Genomic DNA, 21,876 nt, shown 5'->3' on the forward strand with positions numbered 1-21,876 from the left:
TCCTACCGCTTCCCCGACTACAGCGAAGCGACGAACGACAACCTCAGCAACATGAACGGCACGATCAACAACGGCATCATGGTGTACGACATCATCAAGGGAGAGAGAACTTATCAGTACCTCCCATCCGCTAAAGTGCCGCTGTACCCCTTCGGGTACGGACTGAGCTACGGCCAGTTCGAATATTCCAACGTGGCCGTCTCCGCCATCAGCGACGGCAAGTTCACCGTCAGCGGCAAGGTGAAAAACACCGGAAGCAAGACCAGTGACGAAGTCGTGCAGATCTACAGCGCCTTCGCGGACACTGAGTCGCGGATCAAACAGCCCATCAAGAAGCTGATCGCCTACGAGCGGCTGCATGACATCGCCCCAGGCGATGAAGAATCCTTCAGCTTTGTGATCGATCTGCAGGACAAACTGGGCGTGTGGGACGTGGAATCCGGCGGCTATGTGGTAGAAGCCGGCGCTTACGTCATCACGGCCGGCGGCTCCTCGGCCGACGCAGACGACATGGACGGTGTCGGCGGCAACGACGCCATGCTGACGGTCGCTGTAGGCGTCGGCGTAAACAACGGCGTAGATCTGACAGCCACGAAGCGCGACCTCAAGAAGCTCACACTGGCGGAAAACCTCGACGACTACAGCGAAAAGGGCGAGCAGGTGGACGACATCGAGACGGTCAGCGCCTCCATCGCGTACAAATCCAACACAGCCATCCAGTTCCGGAAGGACGGCGCGTGGATCAGCTTCAAAAACGTCGATTTCACATCGGCGCCCGCGCGTCTGACCGTGCAGGCCGGTTCCGACAGAACCGGCAGCCTGACGGTATATGCGCTACCAACAGGTGGCGATCCCGACACCGAGCTTACCGCCGCCACCACCATCGCTACCATCGCTCTCACGGACACCCGCCCGGGCAGCTTGGCCACGGGGCTCGGCATCGGACCGGTAGGCGTATACCCGGGCAGCGTGGACGGCCAAACCTACAAAGACGCCTACGTGAAGCCGGAGTGGCGGAAGTACGGCGTGAACGTCACCGTAACCACGGGCACCTATGATATCTACATCGAGACGGAGAAGCGGGGCGCCGTCCTTGAGTGGCTCCAGTTCAACGCCCCCGAAACCGCCACCGACATTGCGATCGATCAGCTCTACTCGCTGGATTCCATCCGCGAAAAGAGTGGGGCGCTGACGCTTTCGGCCAATCTCACACCCGTCACCGCCCTGGATGCAGTGGCCTGGAGTGTCGCCAACAAGAGTGGTACCGGCGCGGCGCTCGCGGAGATCAACGCCGCCACTGGCGTGCTTACGGCCACCGGCGCGAACAACGGGACCGTCACCGTGACGGTCACAGCTGGGAACCAGACGGCCACGAAGGACATCCTGATCACCAACCAGCTCGACAGTAACAAAGTGACCGTCGACAGCCAAAATTTAACCGTGGATTATCTGCTGCTTCGGACCGGCGCCGCCTTTGGCGCGAACGACAACATCTCGCGCTGGCAGGGCACGAACCAGCAGACGGCGGTGTTCCTCGCGCCCGAGAGAGTCAACATCGGCGGCGCGTATTTCCTGTACGCCACACCCGGGTCCGGCTACACCACTCTCCCCGCCAATGCGCTCGACTGGGCGGTGTACGGCAGTGACGGGGTTTCCGCAACAACCCTGGCGACGATCGATCAGGCGGGCCTGCTGACGGCCGCGGGCACGGGGAACGGAGACGTCGTGGTAAAGGCCACACTCAAAAACAACCTGGACATCTTCGTCACCCGCACGATCCGGCTGCAAAACCAGAGCCGCAAAGACGGCCGCAAGATGATCCAAGCGGAGAACTGGGACACGGCGACCGCCGGCAGCACCGGCAACCCAGCGACCACTTATATGGCCGGCGGCAACGAAGTGGGTCTCTACCAAACCGCCGCGGTGACAGCCGAGGTGAACCAGGCCGTACTGGGTTATAAGAAAGTCGATTTCGGCACAGACGCGGGCTCCTTCCAGATCCGGATGGCCACCACCGCGAGTTCCACCCTGGAGCTATGGATCGACGGCCAGAACACGGCCGACGGCGGTGTCAAAATCGGCGGGCCGACGATCATCCCGGCGGGCGCTTCTTATGCGACATATCGAACCGTAGTTCTGCCCATTCTGCCGACAAGCGGCGAGCATGATCTCTACTTGGTGACAACCGCCACGGCGTCAGGTACCGCGCTGACGAACAGACTGAACTATTTCCAGCTCTTCTCGCTCGGGACCGGTGAGGTGGCCACATATACCGTGACTTTCAACCCCAACGGAGGCACGGTGACAACCCCATCTCAGGTGGTCCTGATAGACACTCCAGCCACTGAGCCCACCGCCGCCTCTCGGCATGGTTACACGTTCAGCGGTTGGTACACGGCAGCGACCACCGGAAGCAAGTGGAACTTTGCCAATCCGGTGACTTCGGATCTCATACTGTATGCACATTGGGCCGAGGTTCCGTCCTCTGGGTATACCCCAACCGGGCCAACGACTCCGAGTATCCCCAGCACGCCCGTCACCCCTGATGCGCCCAGCGGGCCGCTGGGCGGTTTCTCCGACGCGGGCCAAGTCTCCAGTTGGGCCACCGAATTTGTGGAACGGCTGGTGGAGGCGGAGATCATCTCCGGCCGCCCGAACGGCACCATCGACCCGCGGGGCAACGTGACACGCGCCGAATTCACCAAGATGATCGTGTTGGGCCTCAAACTTGAGGCCGGCGAAGCACCCAAGTCATTCGCGGACGTGACCGCGGGCGACTGGTTCAAGAGTGTCGTCGACATCGCCTCTTCGCACGAGATTGTGCTCGGTGTCTCGGAAACGGCCTTTGCCCCGAATCGCACGATCACCCGTCAGGATCTGTGCACCATTGTTTACCGTGGGCTGGTCGCGCTGGACGTGACGCTTCCGGCGATCGAAGACGGCGGCGCGTTCCCGGATGAGGCGCAGATCGCAAGCTACGCACTGGATGCGGTGAAGACATTGAGACAGCTGAACATCGTCACCGGGCGCAGCAGCGGCGTCTTCGATCCGCGGGCGTACGCGACGCGTGAGGAAACCGCAAAGATCATCTGCGGCGTCATCGACTATGTCGCCTCGGCTTCGGCCTCGGCGCCCGTCGACTCTACGGAGCCCGCATCTACGGAACCCGCCGCATAACTGGCAGAAAGCCAATCGATATACGCAGGGTCCCCGGACGATGTTCGTCCGGGGACCCTGCGTATTGCACACATATAACGCGGAAGTGTGGTTCATGAGCTGAAATACAGCCAAGGTTTTTATGGTGCCGAATTATATGAATTTAATTGGCTTTTTCAGGTCGAGTGCATGGACTTTGACTGCTTTATTCGCAAAGCAGTACGCATTTATGAAAAACAAACTCGGGAACCGAGTCGACTTTTCTAACTCCGCTTATTGACACGTGAGTTAATATGTGTTAGAATGTCAAGTGTATAAAACGCGAGGTGAAGATATGGCATTTAAGGAAAGCGAAACTGTTGAACTCAAATCTGAGGTCGTCAACGAAATCAAGAAAAGTGTTATCGCATTTGCCAACAGCGGCGGCGGAATGCTTTATGTCGGTGTAGACAACAACGGAGATGTCGTTGGGCTTGCTGACGCAGACGCTGATCTATTGAATATAAACAATATGCTCCGCGATAGCATCAAGCCCGATGTGACGATGTTCGCGCAGAGCAGGGTTGAGAACGTTGACGGCAAACAGATTATCGCCATCACCATTCATGGCGGTACGGAGCGTCCGTATTACCTTGCGGGTAAAGGTATTCGCCCGGAAGGTGTGTATGTGCGCCACGGAGCAGCGAGTGTTCCGGCGACCGACACCGCCATTCGCAAAATGATACGAGAGACAGACGGCGACAGTTATGAGAAACTACGCTCCGTTGAACAGGCGTTGATTTTCACTTCTGCCGAAACGGAGTTTGCCGCTCGCAAGATCGCGTTCGGTGAACCGCAGATGACGACGCTTGGTCTGCTGACCGATGACCGCATCTGTACAAATCTCGCGCTGCTGCTGTCGGAGCAATGCCCGCACACAATCAAAGTGGCGGTGTTTCAAGATATAACACAAAGCACATTCAAAGATCGACGCGAGTTTGGCGGCTCGCTGTTCAGGCAAATTGGCGAGGTTTACGAGTACCTTGACCTGAACAACAATACGAACGCTACATTTGACAAGCTGTTGCGAATTGACACACGCGATTATCCGGATGCGGCTCTGCGCGAGGCATTGATTAACGCTGTCGTTCACCGCGAGTACGCGACAAGCGGGAGTATTCTCATAAAGATATTCACCGACCGCACGGAATTCATCTCTCCCGGCGGTTTGGTCGGCAGCATTGAGATTGGCGACATCATGACGGGCTACTCCGTCTGCCGCAATCAAAACCTCGCGGCGGTATTCTACCGTTTGCAGCTGATTGAAGCCTACGGTACCGGTATCTTAAAAATATTTGAGAGCTACAGAACCTCACGCACACAGCCGAAGATTGAGGTCACCCCCAATGTGTTCAAAATGATACTGCCAAACTTAAACCATGTCACAGCGCGTATTGATTCTAACACTTTAACGCCGCAAGAACGAGTTGTGAACTACCTCAAAGAACACGGCTCAATTACCCGCAGGCAAACGGAGGAACTACTCGGAGTGGCTCAAACGGCAGCGGGCAAGGTGCTCCGCAAACTGGTTGAAGACGGCAAATTGATCCGCAAGGGTGATACCCGCAAACTACGCTATTTCATTTCTAATCCAAGTTTCGTATAAAAAACCTGCGAAGCATTGGAAACACTGGATTGGCTCAAATCAGTTATACAGGAATAAGTGTAGCCCGTAGCTATTGCGTAGCCGGCAGGAAAGCCGTTCGACTCTTCGACAACCACCACACAACATACAGCAAACAGGCAGGGTCCCCGGACGAACATCGTCCGGGGACCCTGCCTGTTTGCTGTGCGCCGCGAAGAGACTCTATACTTCCATATTTTTACATTTCAATGTCTTTAAACACATCCCTCGCCGACATCAGAGCGCGTCCAGGGATGCGAGACATTCCCGGATCGCCTCGAAGGAGGTGTACCGGGGCGCAAACCCGAGCAGACGCGCCGCTTTCTCTGTGGAGGCGCTGGGGCTGTGGGCGATGTGCGAGAGTGTCGCCTCCGCCTCCTCTTCGCTCACGCGCGTCTTCCAGACGTCGTAGGGCTCAAAGCGCAGGTCCGCCTGGCGGCCATACCAGCCGGCCGCCTCCAGGGCGTAGCCCCGCAGCGTGACGGCGCGCGGGGACACCGCGTGGAACCCCTGCCCAAACGCCGGCGCCCCGGCTCGGATGGCCGCGAGGAATACGCCGGCCACGTCCCGCGCGTGGACATGGTGGAGGGTTTCCATGCCGAAATTCGGCAGATACAGCGGCGCCCCCGCCCGCAGGGTGTAAAACGCGTCCAAGCTCTTGCATCCCTGCGGATTGATCGGCACATCGCCCGGGCAGACAATGTGGCCGGGGTGTACCGCCGTGCCCGGGAAGGCGTGTTCCGCAAAGGCCCGGGCGATGGTTTTGTCCATCTTGTCCTTCTCGACGCCATATGCCTCCAGCGGAAAACGGCCCTCCTCCTCCAGAACGGGGACCGCCCCGCTCGGTCCGTGCATCCACACGCTGCCGCAGACCAGGTAGTGCGCGACGGCGCCGCGCAGCGTGCCGATCAGCCGGCGCATGTCCGCGTCTTCGAAACAGATCATGTCCACGACGACATCCGCCCCCAGCGCCCGGACCGCGTCCGCGAAGTCCGCCGCGCTCCTGTCGAGGTTCACCTGCCGCACCTGCCGCCATGCGTCCTGTTTCGCAAAGGGCTCCGTCTGCCCCCGGCTGACGCAGGCGACTTCGAAGCCCTCCTCTACGAGCATGGGCACAAGATAGCCGCCCACCTTGCCCCGCCCGCCAATGACAACCGCTTTCTTCATCCGCGCGCCCCCCTTTTTTCTCTCTTTAACATCTCTGTATCCCTCTGTATCTTGAGGTATCCCGAATCCGCGTCCGCCCGGCCCCTCAGGCGTCGCCGGCGATCCGCCCGAGTTGTGTCAGCGCCTGGGCCAGCACGGACCGGGGACAGGCAAAATTGATCCGCTGGAAGCCCGCGCCACCCGCGCCAAACATGGGGCCCTCGTCCAGCCACAGCCCGGCCCGGCGGACAATCCGGTCGTCCAGCTCGGCGGCCGTGAGCCCCAGCGCTCGGCAGTCCAGCCAGGCGAGGTAGGTGCCCTCCGGCTCAACCAGACGCACCGCCGGCAGTGCCCGCGCCAGCGTGTCGCGCAGGAGCGCAAGGTTGCCGACGAGATAGACCTTCAGCGCCTCCAGCCACGCCTCCCCGCCGGCGTAGGCGGCCCGGCAGGCGACAAGACCCATGATCCCGAGCTGGCTCAGCCCGGCGGCGGCGTACGCCCGCGCAAACGCGGCCCTGAGGCGCGGGTCCGCGATTAGGATGTTGGAAATCTGCAGACCCGCCAGATTGAAGGTCTTGGAGGGCGCGGTGCAGGTGATCGTGATATCCCGCAGCGCGGGGCTGAGATCGGCAAAGACCCGGTGCCGGCGGCCCGGGAAGACAAAATCCGCGTGGATTTCGTCGGAGACCACGCGCACACCGTGCCGGAGGCAGACGTCGCCCAACCGCGTGAGTTCCTCTTCGGTCCAGACGCGGCCCACCGGGTTGTGCGGGCTACAGAGGATAAAGAGCGTGACCCGCCCCGCCTCGACCTTGGCCTCGAAATCGGCGAAGTCGATTTGATAGCGCCCGTCCCTCAGAACCAGTTCGCTGACCACCAGCGTCCGGCCCGTGCTCCGCACCGCCGAGGAGAAGGGATAATACACCGGCTGCTGGATGATGACGCCGTCCCCCGGCGCGGTGAACGCCTGCACCGCGATATGGAGGGCGGTCACGACGCCCGGCGTCTTGACGATCCAGTCCGGCTCGATCCGCCACCGGAACCGGCGCCAAAACCAGCTTTGCAGCACGGCGGCGTAGTCCTCGCCGGCGTCGGAATAACCGAAGATGCCGTGCCGGCTCCGCTCCATCAGCGCATCCAGCACACAGGGCGGCGCCTGAAAGTCCATGTCCGCCACCCACAGCGGCAAAATCCCCTCCGGCTTGCCCCGCCGGCGGGCAAAATCGTACTTGAGGCTGTCGGTGTTCGTGCGGTCGATCACCCGGTCGAAGTCGTACGCCATGGCTCAGCGCCCCCTGTCCGGCCCGGCGGCGATGGCCTGGCCAAGATCGGCGATCAGATCCTCCGCCGCCTCCAGGCCCACCGACAGCCGCAGCAGCCGGTTTGTGATGCCCTTGGCCTCCCGCTCCGTCTCGGGGATGTCGGCGTGGGTCTGGAGCATCGGATAGGTGATCAGGCTCTCCGCCCCGCCCAGGCTCTCGGCGTATCGGATGACCTTCACGGTCCGCAAGATGCGCTCCGCCGTCTCCGCCCGGTCCGTACCAAAGGAGAGCATGGCTCCAAAGCCGCGGGTCTGCCGGCAGGAGATCTCATATTGCGGATGGTCGGGCAGGCCGGGGTAATAGACGGTCTCGATCCCCGGCTGGGTCCGCAGCCACCGGGCGATTTGCAGGGCGCTCTCCTGCTGGCGCTCCATGCGCACGGCCAGCGTCTTGATGCTGCGGATCAGCAGCCAACTCTCGAAGGGAGAGAGACAGGAACCCACGGTCTTGTGCAGAAAGCGCAGCCGCTCGGCGAGCGCCGGGTCTCGCACGACGAGGAAGCCCGAGAGCGTGTCGTTGTGCCCGCCTAAGTACTTCGTGCCGCTGTGGACGACGATGTCCGCCCCGAGGTCCAGCGGCTTTTGAAAGCAGGGCGTGAGGAAGGTGTTGTCCACAAGCAGCCGAAGCCCCCGCGCCCGCGCCACGCCGGCCACCGCGGCGATGTCGGTGACCTGCATCATCGGGTTTGTCGGCGTCTCGACGAAGACGGCCTTTGTACGCGGCGTGACGGCCGCCTCCACCCGCGCGGGGTCCGAGGTATTCACGAGACTGAAGGTGATCCCGTTTTTGGTGGAGAGGTGAAAAAACAGGCGGTGGGTACCGCCGTAGATGTCGTCGGAGGCAATGATATGGTCGCCCGGCGCAAAGAGTTCCATCGCCAGCGAGATGGCAGCCATGCCGGATGAGAAGGCCAGCGCGTCGACGCCGCCTTCCAGCCCCGCGAGCAGCGCCTCCAGATGCTCCCGCGTGGGGTTTTGCTGCCGCGAATAGTCATACCCGGTGCTCTCTCCCACACCGGGGTGCGCAAACGTGGCCGACTGAAAAATCGGCACACTGACGGCCCCTGTCACATCGTATTTCTTAGCGCTTCCATGAACACAAAATGTCTGAAATTCCAACACACTCTCCCCTTCCCGGCCGCACAGCGCCTTACAAGCAGCCACCTGTTCCGCATCGCCCCGCGCGCAGCGCCTCACAGACAAATTTCAAAGGTAGTACATAAACGCCTGCTCGCCGCGCTGGGCTTCGGCAAAGTCCAGCAGGTCCTGCACGCTCACACGGGCCATGGCGTCGCGGATGCTCTTGTCCAGCGCGTCGAACACCAACGACTGCATCGCCATCGCTATTTCCGGCGCGCTCTTTTCTACCGAGCTGCCGGCCGGGTCCATCAGCGCGTTCTCGACGACCATCAGCACATTCCACACCGTGATGTTCTTCGGAGGCTGCGCCAGCTGGTAACCGCCGCGAGACCCCTTTTCGGAGACCAAAACGCCGCCCTTCTTGAGCTGCGCAAACACCTGTTCGAGGTAGATTTTAGAGATTCCGAGCTGGCTCGCGATGCTGATTGTGGAGATGTTCTCGTTCTTTGACGAGCTCCGCGCAATCTCTGTGACGGCGGCCAGCGCATATCGCCCCTTGGCGGAAATTCGCATGGGGATACCCTCCTTGTGCTGCGGTCTCCCTTCGGGCGCGCCCGAAGATCACCAACCGATTCCATATGTAATATACAATATCCCAAAGAATCCCCATTTGTCAAGGCCGAGACGAAAATCCGCGCCAAGATTCTCATCCCCCGGCGCGCGTTTGCCTCGGCCCGCAAAATATCTGGGACAAAATACCCGCCAATTTCTCTGAAGGGCTTGACAAACGCTGTCTTCTGGGATATTCTATATTTCATATAATACATATATATATAGTAAATATTTAGCGCCGGCGGTACCCAAAATCCGTTACGGGGGGACACACCATGAGGGAGATTACATTTTCGGTACCGAACAGTGTCTCTGAAGAAAAGCTGAAGCAGATCATCCACTACCTGGGAGAGATCAAATTCGGCTCCATCACGCTGGTGATTCACGACGGCAAACTTGTGATGGTGGAAAAACTGGAAAAAACCAAGATATGACCACGGAGGGAGGTCCGCATATGGAAAACATCGCAAACAAACTGACGGAACTGATCGGCAATACCCCGCTGCTGGCGCTGACGGACTACGGGCGGGAAGCAGGCGTAAAGGCGCGGCTCATCGCCAAGTTGGAATACTTCAACCCCCTGGGGAGCGTCAAAGACAGGATCGCCCTCGCGATGGTCGAGCGGGGCGAACAGAGCGGACAGATCACAGCCGACACCGTCCTCATCGAACCCACCAGCGGCAACACGGGGGTCGGGCTCGCCTTTGTGGCCGCCGCCCGGGGGTACCGGCTGGTGCTGACGATGCCGGACACGATGAGCGTCGAGCGGCGCCGGCTGCTCGCGGCCCTGGGCGCGGAGCTGGTGCTGACCCCGGGCGCGCTGGGCATGAAGGGCGCCGTCCGCAAGGCGGAGGAACTCGCCGCCTCGATCCCAAACGCGTACATCCCCCAGCAGTTCGAAAATCCCGCCAACCCGGAGGTCCATCGAAACACCACCGCCGAAGAGATCTGGCGGGACACCGGCGGCCGCACAGATGTCTTTGTGGCCGGCGTCGGCACCGGCGGCACGGTGACGGGCGTGGGGCTGCGCCTGCGGGAGCTGAATCCGGCCGTCCGCATCGTGGCGGTGGAACCGTACGATTCCCCGGTGCTCTCCGGCGGGGCGCCGGGCCCCCACAAGCTTCAGGGCATCGGGGCGGGTTTTGTCCCCGGTGTGTTCCGGCAGGATGTGGTCGACGAAATCTTCAAAGTGCGCGCCGAGGAGGCCTATGAGACCGCCCAGCGTCTGGCCCTGCGGGAAGGTCTGCTGGTCGGCATCTCTTCCGGCGCGGCGGCTTTCGCCGCCACACAGGTCGCCCGGCGTGCGGAAAGCGCCGGGCAAAATGTGGTTGTGCTGCTCCCCGACACCGGCGAACGGTATCTGTCCACGCCACTTTTTGACGAGATCGTGAGGTGACTTCCATGGCCTGCGCGACCCATCTGCAGACGCGCTACGCGCATCTGGCCAAAAACCACCCCTGCCTCGGCCGCGCGCCGAACAAGGGCCGGCTCCATCTGCCCGTGAGCCCTTACTGCAACATCAAATGCCGCTTTTGCACGCGCCGTTTCAACAGGACCGAAAACAGGCCGGGGGTCGCCCAGCAGATTTTGCCGGCGGACCGGGCCGTCGAGATCGTCGGCCGGGCGCTGGCGCTCTGCCCGGAACTCTCGGTCGTCGGCGTCGCCGGGCCGGGGGACTCCCTCGCCTCGGACCACGCCCTGCGCGTCTTTTCGGCGTTGCGCGCGCGGTTTCCCATGCTGCTTGGCTGCCTGAGCACCAACGGTCTGATGCTGCCGGATCTGGCGGACGACATCGCGCGCGCCGGCGTGCGGTCGGTGACCGTCACCGTCAACGGCGTGGACCCCGCCGTCACGGCCCGGATCGTGGAAAAGATCGTCTGGCAGGGCCGGACACTGCGGGGCGAGGAGGCCGCGCGCATCCTGATCGAGCGCCAGTGCCTTGGCATCCGGCGCCTGACGGCCCTGGACGTGCTGGTCAAGATCAACACCGTGCTCATCCCAGAACACAACGGAGACCATATCGGCCGTATCGCCCAGGTGTGCGCCGAACTCGGCGCCTCGATTTTCAATGTCATCCCCCTGATCCCCCAGGGCGACCTGGCCCATCTGGCGCCGCCGGACTGCGGTGAATTGAGTGAGGCGCGCGCGGCCGCCGAGGTGTTTTTGCCGGTATTTCGCCACTGCCAGCACTGCCGGGCGGACGCCTGCGGCGTGCTGGGAAAGACGGACGTGTCCGACCGGCTCTACGAGGATTTGCACTGTGAAAATACCTTTTCTCACGGCTGACACTTCTCGGACCCTCAGAAAGGAGGCGGCTCATGCGTAAATTTGTCGACAGGCCCCGTTTCACCTGCGCGCTGGGCGGCGCGCTCTTCACACTGCGCGCGCTGCCGCGGACGATCCCCATCATCCACGCGAGCGCCGGCTGCGGGTTCAACGTATTCAACGCCGGCAACGCCGGCGCGGGCTATTTGGGCGGCGGCTACTGCGGCGGCACGTCTTGGAGCAGCTCCAATGTGGTGGAGCGCGAGATCGTGTTCGGCGGCCAGGACCGGCTCAGCGAACAGATCCGTTCCACGCTGGATCTCATGGACGGCGACCTCTATGTGGTGATCACCGGCTGTATGGTCGAGATGATCGGCGACGACGTACAGGCCGTGGCCGAGGCGTTTGCCAACGAGGCGGCGCCGGTCGTCGCGATCCCCACGCCGAGTTTCAAGGGCAACTCTTACGAGGGCTACGACATGGTGCTCTCGGGCCTGTTTCAGCGTTTTACCCGCCCCGCCGCCGCGCGCCCAGGCACCGTCAATCTCCTTGGCCTCGTGCCCGGGCAGGACGCGTTCTACAAGGGCAATCTCGCCGAGATCAAACGCCTGCTGACGCGTCTTGGCCTGCACGCCCACACCTTCTTTGGCGAAAGCGAGACGCTGCGGGACTTGCGGGGCGCCGCCGAGGCCGCGCACACCCTGGTACTCTCGGACGTGTACGGCGTCAAATCGGCGCAGGTGCTAAAGGCTCTCCACGGCATCCCGTACACGGTGCTGCCGCTGCCGGTGGGCGCGGCTCAGACCAGCAGTTTCCTGCGGGCCGCGGCGGACGCGCTCGGCGTTGCGCGCCCGGCGGCCGAGGCCGTGATCCAAAGCGAGGAGACGCGCTACTACGACTACTTGGAGCGCCTGGCGGACATCTACAACGACGTCGACCTGCAGCGGTATGTCGTAATAGCGGGGGACGCCAACTACGCCCCGGCCGTGTCCCGTTTCCTCGCCGACGAACTCGGCTGGCTGCCGGTGCTCACCGTCGTCACAGACTTTCTGGACGAGGCGCAGACCCGGTCGATTGAACATCGCTTCGACGCGTGGGAGAGCGGCCTCAAACCGCTCGTCCGCTTTGACACCGACACCTCGTCGCTCGAACGGTACATCCGGGAGGCGTGGCCGCCGAGCGCCAATGAACGCTACTACGACGGTCTCTCCCCCACCGTATTGATCGGCACCGTCTTCGAGCGGGACCTGGCCGCGCGGTTCGGCTGGCCGCTGCTCACGGTGTCGTTCCCGGTGACAAACCGGGTCGTGCTCCAGCAGGCCTACGCGGGCTACAACGGCGGACTCACGCTGACGAGCGACCTGCTGACGCTGCTGGTCTCCGGGCGCTGAAGGGGAAAGAAACACTGCCGACAGTCAGGAGGGATCCTTTTGAACTATATATCCGCCAAAACGCCTCCCGTGCGGGAGGAGCGGCTCGGCGCCGGCATCGCCTTCGGCGGGACCTGCCGCGAGGTGCAGTGCGCCCGGGCGGGCGGCTGCCTCAACCTGGCCGGCCGCGCCTTCTCACAGACGCAGGGCTGCCAGTTTACACTGAGCCAGGCCATCATCAACACGTTGCGCAACGCCGTCATCATCATGCACGGCCCCATTGGCTGCGGCGCCTCTTCGATCGGCGCGGTGGGCACCAGCCAGACGTTCAAGCGCCTGCGGGACCCGAACGCAGAGGGTCTCATCTGGTTGAACTCCAACCTGGATGAGGCCGACGTCATCGGCGGCGGGGAGAACAAACTGAAGGAGGCCATCCGTTTTGCCGAGCGGATGTTTCGCCCGGAAACGATCTTGATCCCCGTGAGCTGTGTGCCGGCTCTGATCGGCGACGACGTGGACGCCGTGGTGGCCGAAATGCAGGAGGAGACCGCCGCCGTGCTGGTCCCGGTACACTGTTCCGGGTTCAAGACCAAGGTCATGGCCACCGCCTACGACGACGTCTACCACGGCATCTTGCGGACACTCGTGAAAAAACCCGAGCGGCGGGCGGACCGCCGGGTGGCGCCGGACGAACTGGAGGAGATGCGGCGGCGCTATCGCGACAGCCGGACGGTGAACATTTTAAACGTCTCTTCCATGTCCCGCCCGGACGAGACGGAGCTCACCCGTCTGCTGAACGCGCTCGACTTACAGGTACGCTTTCTGCCCTGCTATTCCGACGCGGAGGACTTCCAGTACGCGCTGGAATCCGCGCTGAACGTCAGCATCTGCGGTACCCACGACGACTACTTTCTCCGCCACCTGCAGACGCTGTACGACATCCCTTTTCTGATCGACACGATCCCCATCGGACGGAAGAACACGGCCCGGTGGCTCCGCAAGATCGCCGCGCACTTCGACCTGTCGCAGGAGGCGAACCGGCTGATCGCGTCGGAGGAACAGGCGCTCGACAGGGCGCTCGCCCCCTTCCGCCCCGCTCTTCGGGGGAAGACCGCCTTCCTCGGCGGCGGCGAGGTGCGCATCCTCGCCACGGCGGAGATCCTGCAGGACTTGGGACTGGAGATCGTCGGCTTCAAGGGTCACCACTACGACGAGTTTGCCGAGCCTGTCTTTGAGAGCCTCGACAACATCGACGACGTCCTCTTCAACGTCGCCACCCAGCAGCCCTTTGAACAGATCAACCTCGTGAAACGGCTGCGCCCCGACCTCTACGTGGGGCACACCGGCGGCGGCAACATCTCCGCGAAACAGGGCCTTCCGCTGCTGCCGCTGTTCGGCCCCTCCTACAACTATATGGGGTTTTCCGGTGTGTTCGAGGTGGCCCGCCGGATCCGGCGGATCCTGGCCAACGCCCAGTTCAACAAACAGCTGGCCCGGCACTGCCCGCTTCCTTACCGGGATTCTTGGTACGCGCAAAGCCCGTTCGCCTACATCAAAGCGGAAGGTTGATTTGAGTGCTGCCCATACACATCGCCATTGCCACGACAGACGGCAAATTCGTCAACGAACACTTCGGGCGGGCCCGGTGTTTTTACATCGTCGCGCTCGACAAGGAGGGGCACCGGCTGGTCGAGCGGAGGGCAGTGCCGCCCGTCTGTGACGGGGGGATGCACGAGGACAACGCCCTGGACGCCGCCGCCGCGCTGCTCGGGGACTGCCGGGCCGTGCTCGTAAGCCGCATCGGCCCGCCCGCCAAGCGAAGACTGGAAAAAAGTGGTATTTCTGTGTTTGAGATCGGACTTCCGATTGAGGACGCCCTGGCACGGCTTCGTGACTACTATGACAGAGAAGTGAGGGAAACACGCGTATGAGCAAGCAGATCAAGCAGATCGCCATCTACGGGAAAGGAGGCATCGGCAAATCCACCACCACCTCCAATCTCTCCGCGGCGCTGTCCAAGATGGGTTTCAAGGTCATGCAGTTCGGCTGCGACCCCAAGTCCGACAGCACCAACACGCTGCGGGACGGCAGCTACATCCCCACCGTACTGGACACCCTGCGGGAGAAGTCGTCGGTGGACGCCCACGACGTGATCTTCGAGGGGTTCAACGGCATCTACTGCGTGGAGGCCGGCGGGCCGGCGCCCGGCGTCGGCTGCGCGGGCCGGGGGATCATCACCGCCGTGGAGCTCTTCAAGCACCAGCGCATCTTCGAGGAACTGGCCCTCGACTACGTGATCTACGACGTTCTGGGAGATGTCGTGTGCGGCGGTTTTGCGGTGCCCATCCGGGAGGGGATCGCCCAACACGTGTTCACGGTGTCGTCGTCGGACTTCATGTCCATTTACGCGGCCAACAATCTCTTTCGCGGTATTCAGAAGTACAGCCGCTCCGGCGGGGCGCTGCTCGGCGGCGTCATCGCGAACTCCATCAACCAGGGTTATTCGCGGGAGATCGTCGACGACTTCGTCGCCCGCACCAGCACGCAGGTGGTCGAATACGTGCCCCGGTCCATCACGGTGACGCAGTGCGAACTGCAGGGCAAGACGACGATCGAGGCCGCGCCGGACTCCAAACAGGCGCAGATCTACAACTCCCTGGCCGCGCGCATCGCGGCGCACGAGGTCTCCACGATCCCCGCGCCCCTCGGCGTGACCGAACTGCAGCAGTGGGCCGCCAAGTGGTCCGACAAACTGCTGCTCCAGGCCGAAGGCAAAGTCGCGGCGGGCGAAGCGATCTGACGCCGCCCTGCCGGGTCACAAAAAGCGTCGCGGAGGTCAAAAACTTTATATTTGAGAAAAATCACCTGAATACTTTGAATGGGGGTTATAAAATGGAACAGGCAATCAATTTGAGCCAGCGCTTTACGGTTGAAACGAAAACCGTCTATATGCAGGGCAAGCCGATCACACTGACCAGCCGCACGCCCGTCCTCACTCCGGAGCAGCGCGAGAAGCGCAAGCGGGAAATTGAGGCGAGACTCTACGATATCTGTCGAAAATATCAAATGGCGCAAGCACATGGCATGACCAACAAAAACGCCGGAAAGCCTTGAAAATAGAGAAAAATGACTCGAATGCCGGTGGGGGAACAAGAAAGGGTTCGCGGCCGTTTTTGCCGCAAACCCTTTCTTGTTGCGATGATGGTTGCCGTCAGCTAGCCGTCCCCATTAATCCCGGTTCTCCCGGGCGGCCGCGGAGAGCGGCGCAAGCGTATTCGCGTCCCAGAGAAAGGCCCTGACAAAGGCGCCATCCGACGGCAGCTCGACAACCTGATCCCCGAAACCCCACGGATCTACACCCAGTGTTTTCCGGCTGACATTGACAAGTCTTCCATCCGCGTCATAGGCGGCCAGTATGCACAAAACGTCAAGCGCTTCGTCCTTGGCGTTGAAGATTGAGTAAGCCCCTTTCGCCCCGTCTTCCGAAACGGATGCCCGCACGCCGTATGAACTGCTCAATGTTCCGTCGGCAGACAGCGCCGCGAAGGGCAGGACAAGGCTCGTTCTCCCTCTGCCGTAGTCCTCGGTCAACGTCACACTCACAAGCACGACGTCGTCCGGGTTGGGCGCCAAGTAGCTGATCTCGAAAAATCTGAATTTATACAGCGCCAAGTTGTCGCCCGTCGTTGTCGAACGAACGCTGTCTTTGTATTTTGAAACGCCGTTGATCAGCAGTTCCACCTGCACCGTCCCGTTGAAAACCCCCGCGCAGACTGTGACTTTTTTGGGCGCCGGACCGCCTGGCAGATTGAACGTCAAGCCGTTCCCCAGATCTTTGGAGACGATGGACTTGCTGTTTCCCGGCTGCGTACCCGCCGCCGCGTCGGTGTACGTGTACGTGAAGGGCGCGTCCCCGGCCACCTCGGTATATGAGTTGTCGATATGGGTGATGTTGGTGATCCCGGGGACGCTCACCGCCTTCTTCGCGTAGTCCGTGTAGTACCGCGTCGCGAACTGAACCCAATCAATGTCGCCCAGCTCGGTCAGATTGACCTCGCCGCTGACTGGCGTGTACGCTATCCCTTCTGCAACCGTTGGCCTCGTCAGCAATATCCCTTTATCGGACAGCGTTACGAACGGAACAACGAGACTGCTGGCGGTGCGCCCTTTATCTTCGGTCAACGTCACCTGAACGAGCACGATATCGTACGGATTCGGCGTGGAATAATTCATTTCGAAATACCTGAATTTATTCAGCGGCAAATGGTCTCCGGTCGTTGCCGACCGGATGCTGTCTTTGTACAGTGAAACACCGTTGATCAGCAGTTCCACCTGCGCCGTCCCGTTGTAAACCCCCGCGCAGACTGTGACTTTTTTGAGCGCCGGACCGCCTGGCAGATTGAACGTCAAGCCGTTCCCCAGATCTTTGGAGACGATGGATTTGTTGTTGCCCGGTTGCGTCCCTTCCATCGCGTCGGTGTATGTGTACGTAAAGGGCGCGTCCCCGGCCACCTCGGTATACGAACTGTTGATATGGGTGATGTTGGTGATCTCGGGAACTCTCACTGCCTTCTTTGCGTAGTCCGTGTCGTATTGCGTCGCGAACTGAACCCAATCAATGTCACCCAGCGCGGTCAGATTGACTACGCCGCTTATCGGCGCCTTGGCCTCGCCTACGACATACGGTTCTGACGACAGATCTACCTGTGGAATCGTCAGCGTCAAGGTCCGGCTGGCCGTCACACCCTTTAGCGACGCCGCAATCACGACCGTGGTTGTTATGTCGGCGAGCAGCGAACGTCTGACTGTACCGTCGTTCGACAAGCCGTACTGCTCTCCATCCGTTGCGCTTTGCAGTACGAACGTGCTGCCGTATAAAACGCCCCTTACGGTTGGGAAAAGGTTCATCCGGACCTCGCCCGGTTTGTTGTCGTCCAAAATATACGGAAGCGTAAGCGCGAGGTCTTTCGCCGCCCGATCGATATCAGTCGTACCATCCGGTTCTGGGATCGCCGCTGCCGATGTTAAAATGCCTTCCACCCCGTCTTTCATGCCCGCCACAAAAACGGTGTGCCTGGAAAAATTCTGAAGCTCTGTCAAGGTAAACGGGAGCGAATCGGTTTCGTAACGAACGCGCTCCCCGCTGTGAACGGCGACGTAGACGACATAATTGTCATTTGTTTCGCCCGCTGGATCGGATGCGTTGAGAATGACAACGCCGTCGCCCGCCACGGCGCTGACATTCACAAGCGCGGACGGCACACCCTCAACATCCTCCAGGAAAATGCCCTTAAGGCTGATCTCGGAATCGGAAGCGGAGTTGTGCGGAATTCGATATTCGATATAGACATACTGGTCCTCCGAAGCCGCCCGGAATGGAATGTTCACAATATACGTTTGTTCATCTGAACCCGCCTCAAGTGTCCGGGAAATACGGGCGGCGGAAGCGTCCGAAAGTCTGGCCGTAAAAACAGCCGACGTATTTTTGACTCCGACGACGGCTTTTAGCAGCCGAGCGCCGTTGCCTGCCTCGGCCATAATCATGAAACCGTCGTCTGCCGTTTCGCTGTTGTACGGTGTCTTGACGATCTCCGATGCATCCGCATATCCCAGTGCAACCATCTGGGCACTGCTGCGCTTCGACGCGTTTCTGTAGCCAATCGTATTCACATTGTAGATTTGGTGGCCGTCAAATTTATGCTGTTGGTACTTGATTCCGTCTTTCACCGAGGTGTCCGCATTCTGGCTGAATATGACGTAATCGATTGCATTTTCATCCGCGATAGATTTTTGTATCGTGCCTCCGGCGTTTATGGGATCAACCGATATGGACAACGCGGGGGCCTTTTGCAGGGTGTTCGGTCCGGTGGCGACATATTGATGCTCTCCTGCTTCGACTTCCAGCGTGGTCAGCACTCCGGCATTGTCAATGTTGAGCGTGAAAGCACGTTCGCTTTTCACTGTGAAGACGACGCTGGCGTCGGCGTTGAGACGCTTTTCCGCCGAAATATCAACTCTGTTTGTCACACCGTCCGTCGAGTACCACAAGTTGCTTACGGCGTTCGCCTCGGTCAGGCGCGGCGTCCAGTTTATGATGTTGCGCGGCGCGCAGATATCCAACCCGAGCAAGTTGTCGAGTATGAGTCCGATAGAAAGCGCACCCGTCCAGCCAACAAAGTTGCTCCTGGCAATACCCGCATCGTTTTTGACCGTCGCGGGACGCAGATAATCAGGAGAATAGCATTCCCAGATGCTATTGCCGAAAGCTCCTCCCGCTATCTTTTTATAGACGTCGCTCAGCATGTTGACATGGCGCACGGCCTCATTGAAGGCAATATCGCTGTACCCCATTTCGGTGAGTCCCCTCATCCATTGGTAAGATGAAGGCGACCAGACAGAACCGTTCCAGTACTTTCCCTTCGGACTGAACGCGGATGCTCCGCTGGAATTCCCTAGAAAGTCATATGCCGAAGTGGCGAGTCCGTTTGGCCGGAACAACTTCTCCGAATTGAGTCCATGCGCCTTGATGATCTTTTCGGCGCGTTCAGGCGGCGCCACGCGGGCAATCAGCGCCCACAGGTTGGTAGGCGTCGAGATGTTGGTATGCGTCACGCCGTCGGGCGCCAAATTGGAGTACATCTCGGCTTCTTCGTCCCACATCAATTCGTTAATCAACCCCGATATCTGCGCGTGCCGCTGTGTAAAGTATTCGTAGTTTTCAACATCGCCCTGTTCATTCGCGATTAACGCCAAATAATATGCTTGCTGCGCCTGTTGCATACTCAGATCGTTATACGTCTGCTCGCCCTTGCCAGCAGTGGGGAGAATCCACGGGTAGTCCTGGTTCGGCGTGTCGTCGAAACCGTTGCTGTCGCCGGATGTCTTGCCGTAAAGTCCGTTCTCAACCTTGCGTTCACGTTCGATGAACTTGAAGTGATCTATCAATCGCTGGTAAATTGTCCTTCCGTTGATCACTTTGCTGAAACGGGATATGTCGCCGCTGATTTTATATGTGTCCCACTCCGCCCATGCCCAAAGCGGCGGATTGAGTCCGGTGACCATATCCCAGTTTGTGTATATAGAGCCGTTCTGATAGCGCCCGCGCGGTATGTAGCCGAAACCATTGTAAAGAACTTCGCCGCTCGCATAACAGTTCTTGACAGTATTCTCTCCGCCCTGTTCAAAGCCGACTATGCCGCCGGAACATTGCTTGCTCCCGGCCATAAACCCGACGGCGTAGCAGTTCTCAATCACACTGTTGTTTTGCAGCAAGCCAACGATTCCGCTCGCCGCCGCGTTTTTGACATGGACATACGCACCGCGCGAAAAGCAGTTGACAATGCGCGCTCCGTTTTTGGCCTGACCGGCGATCGCGCCGCTGTTCGCGCCCGGCTCGCCGACCGACCCGCTTTTGATGCCGGACTCAATCACCGCGTCGATCACGCCAAGATTCTTTACTGTTCCGCCGCTTATGTATCCGAATAGTCCCTGTGTCGCATCGCTCGTGTAAATCCTTATGCCGGAGATCGTGTGGCCGCCTCCGTCGAATGTTCCCGCAAATTCGCGTCCCGCCGTTTCGATGCCTATCGGCGTGTGGTTGCGGACGCCGGTGAGCGTTATGTCGTTGGTCAACAGGTAGTATTTACCCGCTGTGCGCTCTTCGCCGCTGTTTACGCGGAGCGCCAGCGTTTCAAGATCGGCCGTGCTCGTGATTTGGATCGGATTGGCTTCGGTGCCGTCGCCGCCAAAAGATACCGGAGACTGTACGGTCGCCGGACTGGCCGCAAAGATGGGGAATCCGTCGTTGATATTGTCCGAATCCAGCGCCCAAGTCTCCGCACCGCTCGCAGCGTTTAGTGTTTCAACAAATGCCAAGGATTTTAACTCTTGAGGCGATTTCGCTGTGGAAGCCGCCGGTTTGCCGAATATGCCGTCTCCCGCCCACGGCGCGGAATTGTCATAATACAAATCGGACGAAACGACATCGGAGCTAAACGTTCCGGCGATTTGCCCAATGGCCTTGCCTTCGTTGTCCGCCCCTGTGTAGTAATAGAAATTATCCAGAGACGAAAGTGTCGGGAACTGATTGTATCCCCATCTGTCAAACAGCATCATAAACATTGTGTCCCAGGCATACACGCCGCCGTCAAACGCCGGATCCATATAATAAGCGCCTTCAGGGTTGAGAGTGAGCTCCGCCTTTTTGATATTGGACTTGTGCATCTGCCACGCCGCGTCATAAATCTCCTCCCATTCGGGATGTTCGGGAAAGCTGACTTTGGGCAAGTCGCTCATGTCGATCTCGTATCCGTTCGCGAGCGTTTCAGTTGTGGCAGACTTTACTGTGACGGTACAAGTCCTCTTGATACCCCCACGTTCGGCGGTTATCACGGCACTGCCTTTTCTGTGCCCTGTTACGAGGCCGGTCTGGTCAACAGATGCGACAGTCGAATTGCTCGAAGACCACTCCACACCCAGCGGCGGCTCTACGGTGATCTGAACCGAGTCACCGACCTTTATGTTCACACTTTTTACACCCATCATCAGATCCGCATTGATGGCGGATTGGAGTGCGTCGTAAGCTCTCTGAAGCTCCTCTTCTGTCGAGCTGGGATTGCTCAGTGTCTTCTGAGCGGCCGCAATGGCATTCTGAAGCGTCAGCCATGACGCCGGAGAATACTGATTTTCCTCAAGCGTCAGCGCTTCCGCCAAAAGGGCGTCCAATCCCGTGAAGTAAATTTCAAGCTCCATCAGCTGGGTGTGATACGTTCCAGCTGCATGGGCATTGACTTTTGTTGCCGTCAGATACACATACCTCGCGGTTACGGTATCGAACGTATACTCCGCCCAAGGTTCGTCCACCGTAGGTGTGGGCGCATCCGTTTTGTTGACGAGTACGATGCTCGTTCCACTGTCTGTGATTGCCTCGATCATGAACGAAACAGGATAGCACACAATGCCTTGATAGTTACGCGCCAGTATATTGATCGCGTTAAACTGTGTGTCGGCGCCCAGATCAATGCGACACCAAGCATGGCCGGTTGGGCCGTTCCATGCGGCGCTGCTCCAACCGTTGTTGTAGTTCCCATCGGTCAGATTCTGTGCGACCCAGCTTGCGTTGGCGTTCCCCGACGACGACACGGCTTTTCCCGCCGCAAGATTGACCGCATTCGCTGCAAAAGCAGTCTGCGGTGCAACAAACGGTACGTTGAGCAGCGTCACGGCCAAAAAGACCGCCAAGATTTTACGAAGTTTCATACAAA

15 protein-coding genes are annotated in these 21,876 nt (G+C 60.0%); 10 read left to right on the forward strand and 5 right to left on the reverse strand.

Annotated elements, in window-relative coordinates; genetic code table 11:
• On the forward strand, nucleotides 1-3,177 hold a 3,177-nt coding region (locus tag LBK75_04520), incomplete at its 5' end, for an S-layer homology domain-containing protein (protein MDR1157556.1).
• Nucleotides 3,178-3,490: 313 nt separating this feature from the next.
• Nucleotides 3,491-4,801: a putative DNA binding domain-containing protein gene (locus tag LBK75_04525; GenBank protein MDR1157557.1), complete on the forward strand. Its 1,311-nt coding sequence runs from the start codon at nucleotides 3,491-3,493 to the stop codon at nucleotides 4,799-4,801.
• Between the two features lie 255 nt (nucleotides 4,802-5,056).
• On the opposite strand, the gene LBK75_04530 is transcribed toward LBK75_04525, so the two are convergent.
• The 4 genes from LBK75_04530 to LBK75_04545 form a co-directional block, all read right to left on the reverse strand.
• A complete protein-coding gene (locus LBK75_04530; GenBank protein ID MDR1157558.1) occupies nucleotides 5,057-5,986 on the reverse strand; it encodes an NAD-dependent epimerase/dehydratase family protein in 930 nt (309 codons plus the stop codon).
• 85 nt (nucleotides 5,987-6,071) lie between these two features.
• The gene (locus LBK75_04535) at nucleotides 6,072-7,247 is read right to left on the reverse strand and encodes a pyridoxal phosphate-dependent aminotransferase (GenBank protein MDR1157559.1); all 1,176 of its coding nucleotides are present in this window, start codon (nucleotides 7,245-7,247) and stop codon (nucleotides 6,072-6,074) included.
• Between the two features lie 3 nt (nucleotides 7,248-7,250).
• Nucleotides 7,251-8,405 (reverse strand): PLP-dependent aspartate aminotransferase family protein, encoded by a 1,155-nt coding sequence (locus LBK75_04540; protein ID MDR1157560.1) that lies wholly within the window; start codon nucleotides 8,403-8,405, stop codon nucleotides 7,251-7,253.
• 87 nt (nucleotides 8,406-8,492) lie between these two features.
• Nucleotides 8,493-8,939 carry an Rrf2 family transcriptional regulator gene (locus LBK75_04545; GenBank protein MDR1157561.1) on the reverse strand — a complete coding sequence of 149 codons (447 nt, stop codon included), beginning with the start codon at nucleotides 8,937-8,939 and terminating at the stop codon, nucleotides 8,493-8,495.
• Nucleotides 8,940-9,253: 314 nt separating this feature from the next.
• Between LBK75_04545 and LBK75_04550 the strand changes: the two genes are divergently transcribed.
• The 8 genes from LBK75_04550 (at nucleotide 9,254) to LBK75_04585 (ending at nucleotide 15,727) form a co-directional block, all read left to right on the forward strand.
• The gene (locus tag LBK75_04550) at nucleotides 9,254-9,412 is read left to right on the forward strand and encodes a YezD family protein (GenBank protein ID MDR1157562.1); all 159 of its coding nucleotides are present in this window, start codon (nucleotides 9,254-9,256) and stop codon (nucleotides 9,410-9,412) included.
• A gap of 20 nt (nucleotides 9,413-9,432) precedes the next feature.
• Complete coding sequence (cysK, locus tag LBK75_04555; GenBank protein ID MDR1157563.1) at nucleotides 9,433-10,374, forward strand: cysteine synthase A; 942 nt, start codon at nucleotides 9,433-9,435, stop codon at nucleotides 10,372-10,374.
• Nucleotides 10,375-10,379: 5 nt separating this feature from the next.
• Nucleotides 10,380-11,264 (forward strand): radical SAM protein, encoded by an 885-nt coding sequence (locus LBK75_04560; GenBank protein MDR1157564.1) that lies wholly within the window; start codon nucleotides 10,380-10,382, stop codon nucleotides 11,262-11,264.
• Nucleotides 11,265-11,296: 32 nt separating this feature from the next.
• The gene (locus LBK75_04565) at nucleotides 11,297-12,634 is read left to right on the forward strand and encodes a hypothetical protein (GenBank protein MDR1157565.1); all 1,338 of its coding nucleotides are present in this window, start codon (nucleotides 11,297-11,299) and stop codon (nucleotides 12,632-12,634) included.
• Nucleotides 12,635-12,673: 39 nt separating this feature from the next.
• Complete coding sequence (locus LBK75_04570) at nucleotides 12,674-14,182, forward strand: nitrogenase (protein ID MDR1157566.1); 1,509 nt, start codon at nucleotides 12,674-12,676, stop codon at nucleotides 14,180-14,182.
• 5 nt (nucleotides 14,183-14,187) lie between these two features.
• Nucleotides 14,188-14,544 (forward strand): dinitrogenase iron-molybdenum cofactor biosynthesis protein, encoded by a 357-nt coding sequence (locus tag LBK75_04575; protein ID MDR1157567.1) that lies wholly within the window; start codon nucleotides 14,188-14,190, stop codon nucleotides 14,542-14,544.
• A complete protein-coding gene (nifH, locus tag LBK75_04580; protein ID MDR1157568.1) occupies nucleotides 14,541-15,413 on the forward strand; it encodes a nitrogenase iron protein in 873 nt (290 codons plus the stop codon). The genes LBK75_04575 and nifH overlap by 4 nt, the downstream gene beginning before the upstream one ends.
• Nucleotides 15,414-15,505: 92 nt before the next feature.
• A complete protein-coding gene (locus LBK75_04585) occupies nucleotides 15,506-15,727 on the forward strand; it encodes a hypothetical protein (protein MDR1157569.1) in 222 nt (73 codons plus the stop codon).
• A gap of 114 nt (nucleotides 15,728-15,841) precedes the next feature.
• Here LBK75_04585 and LBK75_04590 read toward each other — a convergent pair whose 3' ends face one another.
• Nucleotides 15,842-21,871 carry a discoidin domain-containing protein gene (locus LBK75_04590; protein ID MDR1157570.1) on the reverse strand — a complete coding sequence of 2,010 codons (6,030 nt, stop codon included), beginning with the start codon at nucleotides 21,869-21,871 and terminating at the stop codon, nucleotides 15,842-15,844.
• Between the last annotated feature and the right edge of the window lie 5 nt (nucleotides 21,872-21,876).

It is taken from the genome of Oscillospiraceae bacterium (assembly GCA_031265355.1).
Classification (GTDB): Bacteria; Bacillota; Clostridia; order Oscillospirales; family UBA929; genus JAIRTA01.

Excerpts from the sequence above, each read along its gene's own strand:
- LBK75_04525 (MDR1157557.1), top strand. The coding sequence starts at position 3,491 with ATGGCATTTAAGGAAAGCGAAACTGTTGAACTCAAATCTGAGGTCGTC.
- LBK75_04530 (MDR1157558.1), bottom strand. The coding sequence starts at position 5,986 with ATGAAGAAAGCGGTTGTCATTGGCGGGCGGGGCAAGGTGGGCGGCTAT.
- LBK75_04535 (MDR1157559.1), bottom strand. The coding sequence starts at position 7,247 with ATGGCGTACGACTTCGACCGGGTGATCGACCGCACGAACACCGACAGC.
- LBK75_04545 (MDR1157561.1), bottom strand. The coding sequence starts at position 8,939 with ATGCGAATTTCCGCCAAGGGGCGATATGCGCTGGCCGCCGTCACAGAG.
- LBK75_04550 (MDR1157562.1), top strand. The coding sequence starts at position 9,254 with ATGAGGGAGATTACATTTTCGGTACCGAACAGTGTCTCTGAAGAAAAG.
- cysK (MDR1157563.1), top strand. The coding sequence starts at position 9,433 with ATGGAAAACATCGCAAACAAACTGACGGAACTGATCGGCAATACCCCG.
- LBK75_04560 (MDR1157564.1), top strand. The coding sequence starts at position 10,380 with ATGGCCTGCGCGACCCATCTGCAGACGCGCTACGCGCATCTGGCCAAA.
- LBK75_04565 (MDR1157565.1), top strand. The coding sequence starts at position 11,297 with ATGCGTAAATTTGTCGACAGGCCCCGTTTCACCTGCGCGCTGGGCGGC.
- nifH (MDR1157568.1), top strand. The coding sequence starts at position 14,541 with ATGAGCAAGCAGATCAAGCAGATCGCCATCTACGGGAAAGGAGGCATC.
- LBK75_04585 (MDR1157569.1), top strand. The coding sequence starts at position 15,506 with ATGGAACAGGCAATCAATTTGAGCCAGCGCTTTACGGTTGAAACGAAA.
- LBK75_04590 (MDR1157570.1), bottom strand. The coding sequence starts at position 21,871 with ATGAAACTTCGTAAAATCTTGGCGGTCTTTTTGGCCGTGACGCTGCTC.